The sequence below is a fragment of the Nocardioides iriomotensis genome, assembly GCF_004168035.1.
Lineage (GTDB): Bacteria > Actinomycetota > Actinomycetes > Propionibacteriales > Nocardioidaceae > Nocardioides_B > Nocardioides_B iriomotensis.
Genome location: NZ_SDPU01000011.1, coordinates 21,862 through 36,810, shown reverse-complemented (window position 1 = coordinate 36,810; position 14,949 = coordinate 21,862). Strand labels below are relative to the sequence as shown.

General features: G+C 65.5%; 18 protein-coding genes and 1 pseudogene. 8 read left to right on the top strand and 11 right to left on the bottom strand.

All coding sequences use genetic code 11. From position 1 onward, the window contains the following. Positions 1-74 precede the first annotated feature (74 nt). Both ETU37_RS03880 and ETU37_RS03875 read left to right on the top strand, forming a co-directional pair. Positions 75-959, top strand: coding sequence for a helix-turn-helix transcriptional regulator (locus ETU37_RS03880; protein WP_129985565.1), 885 nt, complete (start codon positions 75-77; stop codon positions 957-959). 897 nt (positions 960-1,856) lie between these two features. Next, positions 1,857-2,441 carry a hypothetical protein gene (locus tag ETU37_RS03875; protein ID WP_129985564.1) on the top strand — a complete coding sequence of 195 codons (585 nt, stop codon included), beginning with the start codon at positions 1,857-1,859 and terminating at the stop codon, positions 2,439-2,441. Here the strand turns inward: ETU37_RS03875 and ETU37_RS03870 are convergent. From ETU37_RS03870 to ETU37_RS03840, 7 genes are all read right to left on the bottom strand, one after another. After that, positions 2,389-2,838: a DUF6281 family protein gene (locus ETU37_RS03870; RefSeq protein ID WP_129985563.1), complete on the bottom strand. Its 450-nt coding sequence runs from the start codon at positions 2,836-2,838 to the stop codon at positions 2,389-2,391. The genes ETU37_RS03875 and ETU37_RS03870 overlap by 53 nt on opposite strands. Positions 2,839-2,940: 102 nt before the next feature. After that, complete coding sequence (locus tag ETU37_RS03865) at positions 2,941-3,174, bottom strand: hypothetical protein (RefSeq protein WP_129985562.1); 234 nt, start codon at positions 3,172-3,174, stop codon at positions 2,941-2,943. 78 nt (positions 3,175-3,252) lie between these two features. After that, positions 3,253-4,080 (bottom strand): IS5 family transposase, encoded by an 828-nt coding sequence (locus tag ETU37_RS03860; RefSeq protein WP_165372387.1) that lies wholly within the window; start codon positions 4,078-4,080, stop codon positions 3,253-3,255. Between the two features lie 250 nt (positions 4,081-4,330). Beyond that, positions 4,331-5,320 carry a reverse transcriptase family protein gene (locus ETU37_RS03855; RefSeq protein WP_129985560.1) on the bottom strand — a complete coding sequence of 330 codons (990 nt, stop codon included), beginning with the start codon at positions 5,318-5,320 and terminating at the stop codon, positions 4,331-4,333. Between the two features lie 108 nt (positions 5,321-5,428). Then, positions 5,429-6,172, bottom strand: coding sequence for a hypothetical protein (locus tag ETU37_RS03850; protein ID WP_129985559.1), 744 nt, complete (start codon positions 6,170-6,172; stop codon positions 5,429-5,431). Between the two features lie 242 nt (positions 6,173-6,414). Next, positions 6,415-7,011: a GIY-YIG nuclease family protein gene (locus ETU37_RS03845; RefSeq protein ID WP_129985558.1), complete on the bottom strand. Its 597-nt coding sequence runs from the start codon at positions 7,009-7,011 to the stop codon at positions 6,415-6,417. A 101-nt stretch (positions 7,012-7,112) separates the two neighbouring features. Beyond that, positions 7,113-7,988 (bottom strand): nuclease-related domain-containing protein, encoded by an 876-nt coding sequence (locus ETU37_RS03840; RefSeq protein ID WP_206053707.1) that lies wholly within the window; start codon positions 7,986-7,988, stop codon positions 7,113-7,115. Here ETU37_RS03840 and ETU37_RS23935 point away from each other — a divergent pair. Then, positions 7,954-8,445: pseudogene (locus tag ETU37_RS23935) on the top strand (hypothetical protein); the annotation flags it as partial. The gene ETU37_RS03840 and the pseudogene ETU37_RS23935 sit on opposite strands and share 35 nt — an antisense overlap. Before the next feature lie 81 nt (positions 8,446-8,526). On the opposite strand, the gene ETU37_RS03830 reads toward ETU37_RS23935, so the two are convergent. Next, positions 8,527-8,853, bottom strand: coding sequence for a hypothetical protein (locus tag ETU37_RS03830; RefSeq protein WP_129985557.1), 327 nt, complete (start codon positions 8,851-8,853; stop codon positions 8,527-8,529). Between the two features lie 7 nt (positions 8,854-8,860). Here ETU37_RS03830 and ETU37_RS03825 point away from each other — a divergent pair, with 7 nt between their 5' ends. Together ETU37_RS03825 and ETU37_RS03820 are read left to right on the top strand one after the other, a co-directional pair. Next, positions 8,861-9,088 (top strand): tyrosine-type recombinase/integrase, encoded by a 228-nt coding sequence (locus ETU37_RS03825; RefSeq protein WP_129985556.1) that lies wholly within the window; start codon positions 8,861-8,863, stop codon positions 9,086-9,088. Between the two features lie 709 nt (positions 9,089-9,797). Next, positions 9,798-10,184, top strand: coding sequence for a hypothetical protein (locus tag ETU37_RS03820; RefSeq protein ID WP_129985555.1), 387 nt, complete (start codon positions 9,798-9,800; stop codon positions 10,182-10,184). A 112-nt stretch (positions 10,185-10,296) separates the two neighbouring features. Here ETU37_RS03820 and ETU37_RS03815 read toward each other — a convergent pair whose 3' ends face one another. Further along, positions 10,297-10,488: a hypothetical protein gene (locus tag ETU37_RS03815; protein ID WP_129985554.1), complete on the bottom strand. Its 192-nt coding sequence runs from the start codon at positions 10,486-10,488 to the stop codon at positions 10,297-10,299. Between the two features lie 447 nt (positions 10,489-10,935). Between ETU37_RS03815 and ETU37_RS03810 the strand changes: the two genes are divergently transcribed. Continuing rightward, entirely contained in the window at positions 10,936-11,307 is a 372-nt protein-coding gene (locus tag ETU37_RS03810; protein WP_206053706.1) for a globin domain-containing protein, read from the top strand. Positions 11,308-11,439: 132 nt separating this feature from the next. On the opposite strand, the gene ETU37_RS03805 is transcribed toward ETU37_RS03810, so the two are convergent. Next, positions 11,440-11,970, bottom strand: a complete 531-nt coding sequence (locus ETU37_RS03805; RefSeq protein ID WP_206053705.1) for a DUF4112 domain-containing protein — start codon at positions 11,968-11,970, stop codon at positions 11,440-11,442. A 383-nt stretch (positions 11,971-12,353) separates the two neighbouring features. Between ETU37_RS03805 and ETU37_RS03800 the strand changes: the two genes are divergently transcribed. After that, the gene (locus ETU37_RS03800; RefSeq protein WP_129985553.1) at positions 12,354-12,908 is read left to right on the top strand and encodes a DinB family protein; all 555 of its coding nucleotides are present in this window, start codon (positions 12,354-12,356) and stop codon (positions 12,906-12,908) included. A 166-nt stretch (positions 12,909-13,074) separates the two neighbouring features. Here ETU37_RS03800 and ETU37_RS03795 read toward each other — a convergent pair whose 3' ends face one another. Further along, the gene (locus ETU37_RS03795; protein WP_240755534.1) at positions 13,075-13,458 is read right to left on the bottom strand and encodes an ester cyclase; all 384 of its coding nucleotides are present in this window, start codon (positions 13,456-13,458) and stop codon (positions 13,075-13,077) included. A 588-nt stretch (positions 13,459-14,046) separates the two neighbouring features. Between ETU37_RS03795 and ETU37_RS03785 the strand changes: the two genes are divergently transcribed. Continuing rightward, entirely contained in the window at positions 14,047-14,763 is a 717-nt protein-coding gene (locus ETU37_RS03785) for a DUF4839 domain-containing protein (protein WP_129985551.1), read from the top strand. Positions 14,764-14,949: the final 186 nt, after the last annotated feature.

The following is a 14,949-nucleotide window of genomic DNA, read 5'->3' as shown; positions in this document are numbered from 1 at the left end:
AGCGAGGGAGAGCCGGTCGTTCCGGGTACTGCCAGTGCCTCCTTCCGATCCCGGACGCGGCCTACCGTGGCGGTATGGCATCGATGGACCTGCGCGCCGAGATCCGTGAGTTCCTCAGCTCGCGGCGGGCGCGGATCACCCCGGAGCAGGCGGGGCTGCCGGTCTACGGCGGCAACCGCCGGGTCAAGGGGCTGCGCCGCGAAGAGGTGGCGATGCTCGCGGGTGTGTCCGTGGACTACTACGTGCGGATGGAGCGCGGCAGTCTGGCCGGTGCGTCCGAGGGCGTCCTCGATGCCTTGGCCAACGCGCTCCAGCTCGAGGATGCCGAGCGCGATCACCTCTATGCGCTGGCTCGGGAGTCCGGTCCGGCGCGCCCGCGTCGGCGGCGGTCACCGGCCACGACGGTGCGGCCCGCGCTCGCGCAGATCGTGGACGCGATCAACGATGCACCGGCCTGGATCCGCAACGGGCGCCACGACGTCCTGGCGATGAATGCCCTGGCCGCGGCGCTCTACGCGCCCGTCCTCGAGGACCCGCGTCGCCCCGCCAACACGACGCGCTTCGTCTACCTCCATCCCGAGGCGGCGCGAGAGCTGTTCGTCGACTACGACCAGGTCGCTCGCGACGCCGCGGCGATGCTGCGGCTCGAAGCCGGCCGCAACCCGCACGACCAGGCACTGATCGAGCTCGTCGGCGAGCTCTCTACCCAGAGCGAGCTGTTCCGGCAGCGCTGGGCGTCACAGGACGTCCGCTACCACCGCAGTGGCCGCAAGAGGCTCCGGCACCCCGCCGTCGGTCAGCTCGACCTCGACTTCGAGGCGCTCGAGATCCCGTCGGACCCGGGCCTGCAGCTCAACGTCTACACCGCCGCGGCCGGCACCCCGACGGCCGACGCCCTCAAGCTGCTCGCCTCCTGGATCGCCAGCCGGGACGAGGACCGAGCGGGTGTGACCCCGTAGCGCGTGCAAGCTGCGCGGGCGGGCCGGCCGTCGGCGCCGTGTGCTCGATCCACACATGAGCAATGGGTGGCATCTGCCCTGGCACGTAGCCTGGCAGGGGGGCCTCCCGCTACAAAGAAGAAGCAGCAGATGAGATGCGGTTTCCGGAGAGATCCGGAAGCCGCCTCTGATGCTTGCCAGGACCGAATATCAGCAGGATGTCAGCACGACCTGCCTCCGAGTCGGGCGTCCAGATGCGCGCATCAGCCGCTGTGCATGGTGCGGTGAGGCATGCGTGAGGCACTTGGTGACGGTGCGGCTGCGAGCCAAACCTGTGTCCTAGCGCCCAGAATGGGGCAGGTCGGTGGCACTTGCGACCTTGACCGCGGTGATGCGATTCACAGCCCTTGAGAGGGCGGGGCGAAGCGTAGATATCGCATCGGTGACCTGTCCGCTCCAGTTGGGGTCGAAGGCGAGAAGCGAATCGTCGAGGAGATGTTGCATGAGGTGACGCGAAGGGTGGCAGGCGACGGCGCGAGCCGGACCGTCCCGTCGAACCATTCACATGGGAGGCTGATTTTGTGGCGACGGTCGACAACACGTTGAAGGTGAAGCTGGAGCACCTGTTCGGGATGGGCGGAGGGTACGTCTTGAACTACTCGAATTCGTCCTTTGCCGAGTTTGTTCGCGACAGCATCGGGGTCGACCCGTATGAATGTCACGATGGCTCGAAGGCCCAGGTGTTGCGGCAACTGTGGTTCAGCCTCTCAGACGCGGAATTCGCCAAGCTAACCATCGACATGCTCAAGTACCGCCGGCTCACCGAGGACCTTGGGCACGTGCAGCTGACAGACCGGACCGAACCCGATCGTCGCTTGGCCGGAGAGCTGATCGAACAACTGCGTCCCCTCCTCCTGGATGAGCCTGAGCGGGCAACCGGGGAAGAGGCTGCGTTCCTGGCCCGCGTGGTCGAACTGGACCTGGGTCAAGTGCCGGTCGAGTTCGATCTGCAGTCGGTCATCGCTGACCGCCTCCAAGAGGTGGAGGTGTGTTTTCGAGAGCGGTGCCTACTTCGCTGTCGTCGTCCTCTGCGGCAGCACGCTGGAGGGCCTGCTCTACGAGGTCGCGAAGAGTCACCCGGCGGAATACAACCGCGCGAAAGCGGCGCCGACTCACGACGGGAAAGTCCGCTCGTTCCCGGAGTGGACGTTGAACGACCTTCTGCAGTGCTCCCGGGAGCTTGGGCTGCTGGGCGAGGACGTCACCAAGTTCGGCCACGCGGTGCGGGAGTTTCGCAACTACATCCACCCGCAGCAACAGGTCCGGGAAAACTTCCGACCCCGCAAAGTGACCGCCCAGGTTGCCCGCCAGGTGTTAAGGGCGGCGATCGACGACCTCGGCACCCACACGCTGCGCGCTGATCCTTACTGGGTGTGTCCCTATTGGCGGTCTACCGCGCCGGCACCCCGTTTACCGGATCAGCCGATGAGCGGACGGCCCTGAGAGCGCCTTTCCTCAGCGTCCGCGAGATGTGCTCGGCTTGGTCACGCGGCACAGAATCGGCGATGAAGACCATGAAGGAGTCCGGGCCGAAGCGAACGCCCAGGACTTGCTCGGACGTGTAGCCCCCGAAGGTCCAAACAGCAACCTGTCGCGGGTCGTTGGGGAAGACGGACCCCGGCGCCTCACGCCCCACGTCGTGACAGTCCGCCTCATCCGCCGTCCCGAACTTGGTCGCGCCTTGGTCGGTGTAGTCGTAGGCGCTGTACACCACGCCATCGAACCGAATCTCCGGCGTGCACTCGTAGGCAGCGGACGGTTCTGAAGAGGTCGTGTCTCCTGCGCACCCCGTCAACAAGAACGCCAGCATCGCGGCCACTGGAACGCTCGTCCGCAGCATGGCAAGAGTCTCGCGCCTGGACACACTCCTGTGACGTGAAACGCCCAACTGAGGTTCCGTCACGCTCGCTGCCGAACATCCGCTCATGCCGCAGTTCGTGCGCTAGGCGTCGTCCTCTTCAGCCTTCCCCTCCAACTCACGGACGCGCCGTCGCGCTCGATCCAGAGCGATGACGAGCCCAACCACAAGCGCCAGAAAGATGAGACCGGCCAGACCCCCAGCGAGACGCGCGAGCAGCCTCACTCCGACCGCCTCGCTAGAAACGAGGACATTGGCGATGACGGTCAGCGCGATCATCAACACGACCGCCAAAATCGTGACACCACGCAATTTCATCTCGTCCCCCTTGGCCCCAGGCTAGCCCGAGGAACGTCCGCATCTGCCGCGTTCCGCGCGGTTCGCGACGACGGGTGGTCAGGCTGCGAGCGCGACAGGGTGCCGGCGGGCTCGTTCCCGTGATAGGTGGCGCAGCGTCGTGGCGATGCAGGCGACCTGTAGCCACCCGGTGGCTGAGGTGGTGCTGTTCTCGAACGACTTCGCGAGGCGCCGGGAGCGGCCGATGCGGCCGTGGGCGACCTCGACGCGCCAGGCGTGCCGGATGGGCCGGAAGACCGGATGCTTGTCGTCCCACCCGACTCTGCGGACCTCGAGGTCGTGGTGTCGGCCGAGGGTGCGGGCTGCGGCCGCAGTGACCCCTCGGTCTACCAGGACCAGCTCAAGGCGGCCAGTGACGCCCTGCCAGTCCATGTGCTCCAGCATCAGCTCGCTGGCCCGGTTCTCGTGGCAGGAGGCGGGCACGACCAGCGCGGCCACCGGGAGTCCCGTCACGTCGACTGCCACGATGCGCTTGGCTCCCTTCGTTCGGCCGTAGGGGCCGCCGCGGTCGTGGAAGGTGAGCCCGCCGTTGGAGGCGCCCCGCGCCAGGTGGGTGTCGATGACGACCATCGACGGGGTCTCTTCCGCCCGGCCATCTTCCCGGCGGGCGGCCGCGTGTAGCACTGTGAGAGCCTGCGCCCAGGTGCCGTTGCGCGACCAGCGGCGGAACTGCGACCAGACCCGGGTCCAGGGTCCGAACGACGCTGGCAGATAGCGCCACTGGCAACCGGTCTGAGCGACGTACAGCATCGCGTCCACGACAGTTCGCAGGTCATCGGCGTGCCGCCGACCGCGTTTGCCTGGTGCGTTGAACACCGGCTCGAGCAGGTCCCACTGGTCATCGGTCAGGTCACTCGGGTACGACATGCCCCGCACGGTGACCACGGACTCCGTCCGTGCAATAGGGACACACCCAGTTAGAGCGCCTTGCGATCCTAGAGGGTGTTGTCGAGGAACTCCGTAAGCGTGACCGCGGCGTTGAACGCGAGCGGGCGTGCCGTTCGAGCGCCGCCCTCTTCGTGGAGCGACCATGGCCGCGCCCGATCGGGTGGCGAATTTCCGCCAGTCCGAACACGGCCGTGTTCAGCGAGATCAGCCCCTCCGTCCGCCTGTGGCGCTACCAATCGTCGGGAAACTCGATGTCGTCCAACAGGTCCCAGTCTGGACCAGGCACGTATGAATCGAGAGCCGGAGCGATGCGCTGCCAACGATCTCGAAGTGGCAGCCCGAATGCTGGATCGGCATGCGCCGCGTAGTGAACCCAGCCGGCGAGACGCTCGATGCTCATGGGCCTTGGCGACCTCTGTCGGGCGTCGCTGACACCGAACCTCTCGGCGAAGTACAACTCGCGACGAAGTCGCTCCTTCATGGGCCTTGGGATGTGAGCTCCAGCGTGATCCCCGACGTAAAGCCCGGTGACGAATTGTGGACCACCGCGCCTCATGAATCGAGTTTTGGCGGGGTTGATGCGCCACCCAACGTTCCCAAGTTGGACGTCCAGAGACTCCAAGAACTCATCGTCAATTGCATCCTTGGTTCCCGAAAAAGCTAGGTCGTCCACATAACGAGTAAACGTAACCCCGCGAGTGTGCGCGAATCCCGCTAATGCTTCATCTGTCGCGTGGAAAGCGATGTTCGAGAGTAGAGGACTAGTGCTGAATCCCTGGGCTAGCTTTCCGTCAACAAGTGTGACTGATGCGACGAGTTCCGCACATTCGTCAGTAAAGCCGAATCGGGTGAGCGCTGAGCAGACTTCTTCACTCCCAATCGAATCGAAAAAGTCTTTGATGTCGACTTTCAGCACGACGTCCTGAGCCAGGTGGCACGCAGCATTGGTAACGGTGCCACGCCCCTGTACGAACCCGTGAACCTCGTCCGGGGCCTCGTAACCCGACGTGGACGCGAGACCCAATCTGAGATGTTTGAGCACTCGGTCCAGCCCAATGTTTGGTCGCAGCACCTCTCGAGGGCGTCGTCGCTTCTGCGGCACGGCAATGCGCGTGTAACCGAGGCCCTCGATGAGCAGCATCTCGCCCCAACGAACCAGCACGTCAGCGGACTTCATGTAGCTGGCGCTCGCCAGGGTTTCGACGTCGACCTCAAACATCCACTCTCCGCTCGATGCGACCGGGGGTGGGCCCTGCGCCTGCTATGCAATCCAACGCGTGCGACTCGCACACCTCGTGGCTCCACCCCCGGTGCGTCGGTAAGTCTATCAACGCTGGATGCCGAAACCGCGGCGAATGACGCGGGAGCCATCAATCGAGCGCGCTACCGAGAGCGACCCCTCAATCGATCGAAAGAATCTTGACTCAAAGTTCAGTGGATCCAGTACCGCGGGTTCGTCTCCTTGACGTGTGCGCCACTGATTGAACACGTGGAGGACGTAGTCGGGGAGGGCCAACAGGCTTGGCTCCCGCTTCATGCCGAACATGACTTGCACCTCTGGGCCGTGTCGTCGGGTCGCGGTCGCAGCCCTTGTTGCTACTCGCCTGAAATACTTGTTCAAGTCTTCGGCTGACTCGAAGAGGACCGTAACCTTGGGCCTTCCGTGGTAGGTGCGGAGAACGTCTCGCAAGAGTCGATCGAGGACCATCATCAGTCGCTGCTTTTCCGACAGCTCAGGCATCGACGACCCATCGCTGTACACGATAAATGTCTTGAACGCCAAGTTGTCGGCCAGGAAGTCAACGAATGCCGACCGTACTTCCCGCGGGTCTGATGATGCGTGAAATCCTCGACGCCGGAATTCTTCGAAGCTCGGTAGACCGTCGAGATAGAAGGTCCGCCGCCATGTCGTGTATAGCGCCTCGACGTCAGCATTCAGTCGGCGAGCCTCGCTTGACTCGATGACGATCGCCGCTGCGGCCACGAATGGGCTGTAGCTCTCGTCCACCAGCACCAGCACCGAGCCCGCTGGATCGTGCAGATCGCTGTCATCGAAGCCTGTGGTACTCACCGGGTGGAAGCCAATGCTGTCGCGATCAAGTTCGTTGCCACGCCGCTAGCATCGCAAAGATCAGTGTGGATTCCTCGCGTCACGCGTCTTCCGCTTGAGGGCTGCTTCCACGACTTGTGGGTTGCCCAGACCCTGGGCGCCCTGTCGTCGGCCGTCAACACTGCTATCCGCACGAAGCGGCAATCTGCGTCACTCCGCCGCGTCCGTGCGGGCTGCTGGAGCGAGCCGAGGGGTTCGAGGGGTCATTCGAGGTTGCGGCCTGTCGGTTCCCATGCCCGAGAGATGTCGGCCAGGCGTTTCCTGGCTTCCCGCAGCCGCTCTCTCGGTTCGCCGACCTTGTCGAGATTCAACGGCGGCCGGAGTTTGCGCACGACGGCGGTTTCGATGTCGTCCAGAATTGCTTCGTCCGGCTTGACCCAAGTGGCTAGGCGCAGACGTTGTTCCATCCAGGTGCTCAGTCGCTCGTCACTTGTCATGTCGAGGGCAAAGTTGGCGCTGCCGTCGGGCTTGATCAGGTTGCGTGGAACTGGAACTAATGCGAGTTCGTCGGCAAGCAGGGCCGCCAGGCTGCGCCGCACAGTGGAGGAGCCAGTCCTTCCCGTCGCGAAATGGGTGCCGACGTCACGTCCGTTGAGGCTCTTCTCTGCCTTCCCTACGTACAGCGGCTGGCTTTGGAAAGCGGGAGTGAGCCCGAGGTCCGTCCAGGCGTCTGCGTCGCCGTAGAACGCGTAAAGCCCGGGTCTCCTGGCAACCTGATGAACGGCGTCGGCGCGGGGATGCCTGGTCCCTGCCAGTTCCTTCAGGGCGTCGGCAACGACGGAGTCCATGGCCATGGTCATGCCTCATCCTCCCGCAGGCTGTCGATTGAGAGATGGACGAGCACCGTTGCGCGGTGTCGTCGCTCGTTTCGCGCGTACGTCCTCTGGCGCGCTCAGCACGGTCAGGCCGGCGGCAGCGCCGAGGCCAGCTCTCGGTGTAGTTCCTGAAGCTCGCTTGAGCCGAGAGGACCCTTGCTCATCAGACGTGGGTACAGCCTGTTGGGCCAGAGGACGTCGATGCCGCGCGTCATGAAGGCTCCGCCGATCAGTGGCCAGTCGGCCGCGACGAAGCACAAGACACCGTGTACTGGGACGTTCGCGCCGACGATGTCACGCACGAGGTCGACTTGCTTGAGCACGCCGTCGACTAGCTTCGTGCAGTCTCGGCTGCCAACCATGAGCTTCTCGACGCGAGGCCGGATGAGCCCACCCTCGACCTTGAGCTGAGGGCGACCGTTGTACTTCTTGGCGTCGATCACGAACACCCCGTTCGGCGTGACGGCGAGGTGGTCGATGTTGGCCCGGCTCCGGGGTATCCGTCGGTCGTGCAGCACATGCAATGAGTCACCGGCGAGTTCATTCAGGCTCCTGCCGAGCCGCTCTTCGCCGTCGGCCCCGGTGTCCCACGCCGTGGTGGACTGCGGCTCATCACTCCAGGCGAGGATCAAGCCGCCGAGCTTCGGGTGCCGTGCCCGGATGCGATCTTCTCGGGTGGCCCGACGTCGCTCGAACTCACGGCGGGCGGACGCTCCCGGGATTCCGGGGTCGACGGTCATGGTCGCCTCCACTGCGTCCCTGGCCTCGTCTGTGGGCATAGGGGTCGCCGGGGGACTGATGGCTGCGGCAGGCGAGGTGTGGTGGGTGAGGCATCGGACGGTCCTGTTGGATCGCTCGTAGATCGCTTCGGTCCGCGCCGGCAGCTCGCGATCACAGACCCGGCACACACCGGCGTACCGCAGGCGCATGCGCTTCTCGTCAGTCTCCCCCTGGTCGTGCATGCCCGAGACCGTAGCTCGTGACCGCGACCAAGATCCGCCGAACGCCGAACCAACTGAGTGCGGGTGGGCGCTGACACGCCCCGGCTTGTGGGCTCTAGCGTCCCGGCGAAGAAGCACAGCCGCGTCGGCGGCGAGCGCGGACGTGTTCCTGACATCGCCGCGCGAGGACAGCATGACCACTAGTCACACCGCTGCGGGAGCTCTGCTGCCGTTCCAGCCCGCCACCATGACACCCGCCCAACTCGCGGCGGTGTCCTTCCTGGCCCGATACGCAGGACCCACGCACAACCTGTACGCCTACCAACTGCGGCGCTGGTTCAGCTGGTGCGAAACCAACCGGCTGGACCCGCTCATCGGGATCGAACGCGCCCACGTCGAGCTCTACATCTGCCACCTCGGCGAAACCGGTCTGATGCCCTCCTCGATCAACACGATGATGCACGGCGTACGCGGGTTCTTTCGGTTCGCTCACATCGACGGCCTCACCCCCGCCGATCCCGCCGTCTACGCCAGGCTGCCCAAGGTGCACATCGACGAGTCACGGACGCAGGGACTCGACCGCCTCGAACTCATCCGGTTCCTCCAAGTCGCCCAGACCATCACCGTCCACCACGGGGCCCTGGCCTATCTGCTCGGCATCAACGCGCTGCGTGCCTCCGAAGCGGCCGCGGTCCGCATCGAGGACTACGCCGAGACCCTGCGCGGACATCGCGTCCTGCACCTCATCGGCAAGGGAACCAAGCCCGCGACGATGCCGATCACCGTCCCCGTGCTCCGCGCGCTTGAGGCCTGCCGAGGAGAACGCACAACCGGGCGGCTGATCCTGCGCCCCAATTCCGGCAAACCCGGTCGACCGCCGCGACATCTACCGGATGGTCCAACGCATCGCCCGAGCAGCGGCCATTCCGCGGCACATCAGCCCACACTCCCTCCGCCACGCCGCCATCACCAACGCCCTCGACGCCGGCGTGCCACTCCGCGACGCGCAGATCCTCGCCCGGCACGCCGACCCCCGCACCACAGAGCACTACGACCGCGCCCGCGGCAACCTCGACCGCCACGGGGTCCACTTCCTCACGGCCTATGTCGCCGGCGTCTAGCAGATTGACTTCAAAAGGCGTGCCTTGTCCGGCATCTACGCCTGGCCGCCCCGGGGCCTCTTGTAAGGGCCCAGGGCGCAGGTCGGCTCGAGGACTTCGACGTCAGGTGCCACGCCCGACAAGGCCCGCACCAATAGGAGCCAGTTGGAGGCGTGCGACCGTTCGCCTGGCTGGAGATCTGAATGGCATGCAGAGCGCGCTCTGCTTGCCACTGAGATGGGTAGGGGACGTTCGGGCAGCGGAGCATCGCGGCATTCCTCCTGGCCGCGTGCTCAACTGGCTTATATCCAGCCCGGCACGATGGGTTCACGGCTAAACCACTCTGCCCGAATCGGAGCATGTGGGTCTCCGGATGATCTTGGGATCGTATCTATAACGAGCCCCCAACGACCACTCCGGCGGACGACAGACTGCGTCTAACCGCCGCGACACGGGCGCCCACAATTCGCGACCCACTCAGGGTCCGCTGCAAGCCATCAGGAGCCTGGATCTGCCTGGAAACGGACCGCTTTCACAAGAGTCCCCAGAATTCTCCCTCGTGGTGCATCAACGGCACGGCACCGGCTCCGGGCTGAGGGTCAGCCTGGCGGCGGCTCACCTCAAGCTCTTCTCGACTGTCCGCATGACGCGCCAGAATGCACGAGTGAACATCCCCGGCGGTGGGTCGCCACGGACGGACCAGCCCGGGTCAGGTCCTGTCAATGCCTGGGTGTTGTTCCTGTTCTTCGGTCTTCTGATCGCGGCGCATGGCTTGTACATGGTCGTGCTTCCCTCTGCGGAACCCGACCACTGGCGCGCATACACGTCGGATCCGGACGTCGTCGCTTACCTCGCGGACGACTTCAGGGCCTCCGGAGGGATGGAGATGGCCCTCGGAGCGTTGACCATCTTCGTCGCGGTGCGCTGGTTTCGGGCCGGAGATCCATGGGCGTGGTGGGCCTTCTGGATCTTCCCGGCGTTGTTCGTCTGGGGAATGCTGACGACGTGGGCCGTGGTGCTGTGGCTCGCGCTGTTCCTCGCCGCGGTGGTGACGTTGGTAGGCACCTACAGCCAGTTCTTCCGAGGACCCCACCGCACCCGGTCGTCACAGGACTAGGCGAGGAGTTCGACGGCCCCCACCGAACTGCGTCACTCCGCCGCCAGGGAGGACGCAGACTTCCAGTCTCACGCCGAGATCCGTACGTTCGTGGCGGCTTTCGTGCGCGACGTCAGCCAGCCGTATGGGACTCGACCCGTTCCTGGTGGCGTGCCCTGACCCAGGCGCGCGCTGCGCCACCGACCATCAGCGCGACGCCGCCGAGCAACATCCATTCCATCGCGCCAGCCGACAGCGCTTGCGCAAGGATCAGGGCGCTACCCACGAGGCCCGCCACGTACGACCGCGCGGAGGACTTCGACATGGCGCGTCGCCTCCTGCGCCCGCGGTGTCCCCTCCGCCGGGGCGTCGTCAGAACGAGCACTTCTTGTCGTCCGGCCAGGAGGCCAACGGCGCCACCTAGAAGAACGGCGGGGACAAGGAGGGTTGGGTGCGTCTGGTGAGGCGTGGACAAAGCGCGGACGCCGACGTACAGGGTGACCATCATTGCGCCGACGCCGAGGAAGCGCCACCACGCAACGGGAACCGGTCCCGGATCGGCCCCATCCTCCATCTGCGCATCTTAGGAGCGATGACTCATGGGCTGCGTCCGGATCTGCCGCCGACAGTGAAGTTCGACCGCGCCGATGAGTGCTCGGCCAAGGGTCGTGGTTCCAACGCGTCATCATGTAATCGTGAGTCCGACGCTGTACGACGAGATCGGTGGCCGGGACGGTCTGCAACGGCTGAGCACCGCGTTTTTGTGTAACGGGTGCTCGCCGACGAGCTGCTGGCTCCCGTGTTCGCGCACTTCACACCCACCCATGTCGACCACGTCGCAGTGTGGCTGGCAGAGGTCTTCGGCGGACCGGCAGGGTTCACGGAGAACCTAGGCGGACACCCGGCCCTGCTCCGAAGCCACCTCGGCCTCGGCATCCGCGACGATCACCGGCAGCGATGGCTGGAACTCATGGCCGAGGCTGTTGAGGAGGTCCTCCCCGGACGTGCCGCGCTAGGTCAGTCGTTGATGGACTACTTCGAGTGGGGAACCGCCATCGCCCAAAGCGTCTCGCAGGATCCGGCCGGGACCGACCTGGGTGATCCAGGCCCGACCCCACGATGGGGGTGGAACGGTCTCCAGTGATCATCCGGCACGCCCGACTCTGCGCGATCAGCGCGACTTCGAGGTGTGCCTTTCCGCCGCCTGCCGGGCGCCCTCGACTTGACGGATCTGCGGAGAACACGTGACGTTGGCTCAGCGTCCTTCGCTCTGGCGTCAGCCGGTCACCCACCGGAACAGGAGCACGAGGGCCAGCACACCCAGCGCGACGGTGACCAGGAGCGGCAGCACGGTGAGCGCAAGCGCGACCAGGACGTAGCCCACCGTGGGCGGGCCCGGGTCTGGGTTCGCGGCGACAGCCTTCTCCAGCAGACGGTAGTTGCGGACGTTGGCGCGATGGGCGACGTCCACCACGTCGCCGGCGAGGGGCACCAGCCCGAGGGCCGCATCGAGCAACAGGTTCCAAGCCATCTGGGCCAGTACCGAGACGGGCACCCGAGCGCGAACGGCGTCGAACATGATCGCCCCCGAGATTCCCGACCCGACCAGGTCACCGAAACCCGGGACGAGGCCAAGCAACGCATCGAGGCCGACCCCCTGCTTCGTCCCCGGGATCCGCACCAGGTCATCCAGCAGTATCGCCAGCCGGCGGCTGACCCGGAGCTTAGGTGTCGATGGAGGAACGGGTTGGCGCACCATCGCATCGTGCCCGAGGTCAAAGCGGCAGTCGTCGACCAGCGCCTGCACGCCGCCGCATGTCGCCGCGCCTCTACCTGCCATAGGGCTCTGCGTGTCGCCGCGTCGTAACGCCCCCGAGGAAGCCCCTGGCGCCGCGCCTTGCAGGAAAGCTGAAGGAGCGTCATACCGCCGCGACTCGGCGTTCCGGGCTCCGATGTAGCGGCAGCTTGCACCGAGAGCCCCAGCTGATTCTGAGCCCGGCGGCGTTTGAGAGGCGGCGAGTTGTCGGCCAACCGCTTGTCCGCAATCGCACTGGACACGCGATCTCGTCGGTTCTGGCGGACGAAGAGCACCAGCTCTTGCCAAGGGACCGGTTCGGAGACGTCGCACCAAATTTTGTCCGTCGCGCAACGGCTAGGCCAAGTGTCGGCGGCACCAAGTAGCGTCGCATCATGACCGACCCTCCATGGGAACCGCCGCTGGCAGGCGACGAAACCGGCGCCTTTCTCGGAGCGCTGGACCGGTTGCGCGCAACTTTCCGCTGGAAATGCGCCGACCTTGATACTGCGGGCCTGGCCGCGCGCACTGCCGCATCGTCGCTCAGCCTCGGCGGACTGCTCAAACACCTTGCCGTCCAGGAGGACTACTGCTTTCAGGTCAAGATCCTCGGCGAGCCGATGCCTGCGCCGTGGGACCTGTCGGTGTGGGAAACCGAGGGCGACGACTGGGAGTTCGACTCGGCCGCGAACGACAGTCCCGAGGAGCTCTACGAATTCTGGGACACCTCGGTCGGCCGCTCCCGTTCCGCGGTCGCGGTGATCGAGGCGCGCGGAGGTCTGGGTGCTCCATCGGCCTTCACGTGGCCGGACGGGAGCCGACCTAACGTCCGGCGGGTGCTGATGGACCTGGTCGAGGAGTACGGCCGGCATACCGGGCACGCGGACATCCTGCGCGAGGCCGTTGATGGCCGAACCGGCGAGGACCCTCCCTGGCCGTCCTCTGACTGAGGCCAAGGCGTGCCCCACGAAACCATCGGCCCCGCCGTGGAGCCCCAGCACAGGGTCTGCGTCAAACCGCCGCCATCCGGCGCACGTTCAGGTCGCAGAAGAAGGCAGCTCCTGATGCCCGTAAGGGACCTGCGTGAACGTCAGCCGCGCCTGGCCGCTCCTCGCCTCATGTGCGGTGCAGGCCTAGTTGACGCACGCGGTCCGCCGTGTCTTCCAAGCCCCACGCGCGAACGATTCGCCCGTCGACGACACGGAAGAAGTACACCTCCGCCACGTCCGTGAAGCGCCGTCCGGTAGCCGGGTGCCCCAGCCAGGTCCCGGTGTGCGTTCCCGAACATGCGAACCTGCCCACGACTGTCTCGCCCTCGGCGACGAGCTCGACGATCCGCATTCGTACGTCGGTGAACGAGGCCAGGAACGGTTCGACCCACCGGTGCGCCGCCGGAGCAAGTCGGGGCGAGTACAGATCTTCAAGGACGCTGAGGTTGCCGCGGTTCATCACCTCGTCGATGAGCTGACGGACAACGTTCTTCGGGTCCTGATCAGACACGGCACCTCCCATCGACGATCAACTCGAGCGCGGTGAGTACATGATCACCGCTACCGCGCCGATGCAGGTACAGCGGCGAGGATCCGCCCCGAAGTTGGCGTCGGGCCGGTGGCGGCGAACCATAGAGGCCCAGCGCGATCACCTCGGCGCCCGCCCACGGCCATCCCCGATTCTCGCGCACGGCCCGCCTCACCACGCACGCCCCCCGATCTGAGCCAGCGCGGCCACGACGAGCAAGAGCACCGACCGGGGTCATGGCCACGGCCGTCAGGGTCACGGTGCGGTATGGGCAGATCGACCGCTTGAGCCGTGCCGACGGCACGACGAACGTGCGGCACACGAACGGCGACTTGGGACGGACCCGACGGCAGCCAACAGCGCGTTTTACCGCCGCGAGACTGCCGCCGCTACGGACCGAGTGGCGAGAACCAGGACAGCCACCAAGTTCCCATGCCAAAATCTACAGCGCTGGGCCTGTTTGGATTGGACGTCCTGGCGTTCGCAAGGGCGCACGCGTATCGCCTCAGCGCCCACTTCACTCGAACTCGGGAAAGAGCCTCAATGCGCCGGCTACTTGTCACGTCCACCATGTTCGCCATCACTCTGACGCTCGGCGGGTGCTCGGGCAGTGATCCCGTCATGCCCGATGTAGTCGGGAAGAAACTCGATGTGGCACTAAGCGACGTGGAGCGCGCCGGTTTCGAGGACGACGTTGAGGTTCTTGGTGGCGGGATCTTCGGGGTCATCGACGAGTCAAACTGGACCGTCTGTGAGCAGGAGCCCGCTACGGGGGACGAGATCTCTTCCGCGCCCCGCGTGACCGTCGACCGAGCCTGCGCTAACGACGCCTCAGCCGAGCCGACCGAGGAGCCGACCGAGGAGCCGACCGAGGAGCCGACCGAGGAACCGACCGAGGAACCGACCGAGGAACCGACCGAGGAACCGACCGAGGAACCGACCGAGGAACCTGCAGTGCTGACGACCAGGAACAGCAAGGATCTGGCCAAGGTCCTCAAGGTCTCCGACTATTGCTCACCTCGGATCGCGAGCTTCGCGGACGAGTTTCAAGGGCGCATGATCAAGTTCCAAGGAAGCGTCTCAGCCAAGTTCGGGCGTGAGTACAGCGTCTCCCCGGGAGACAAGGGTTCGCTGTCCGCGACTGGCCCGATGTTCAAGCTAACTGGCGCCAACAATGCCGCGAACCTAGTCCTGGATGACCTGGTTCGAGTGGTCGCGAACGTCGACAGATACAACGGCGACCAATGCACATTCTTTCTGGATGCCGTCTCGGTGAAGGTGCGCTGACATTAGTTCCCGCTTCGATGCGCTGGAAGTCAGCCGTAAACCGATCCTCACAGGACACAGGGCCTGGGAGACTTCGGCTCAGCACGTGCGTCAATCCGCCGCGAAGAGCGCATCGTTGTCCGCCGCCAGTCGGCGGGTACGCGGTCAGCGTCTGTCCCCAAGGGTGTCTGGCCAATGCGCCTGGCG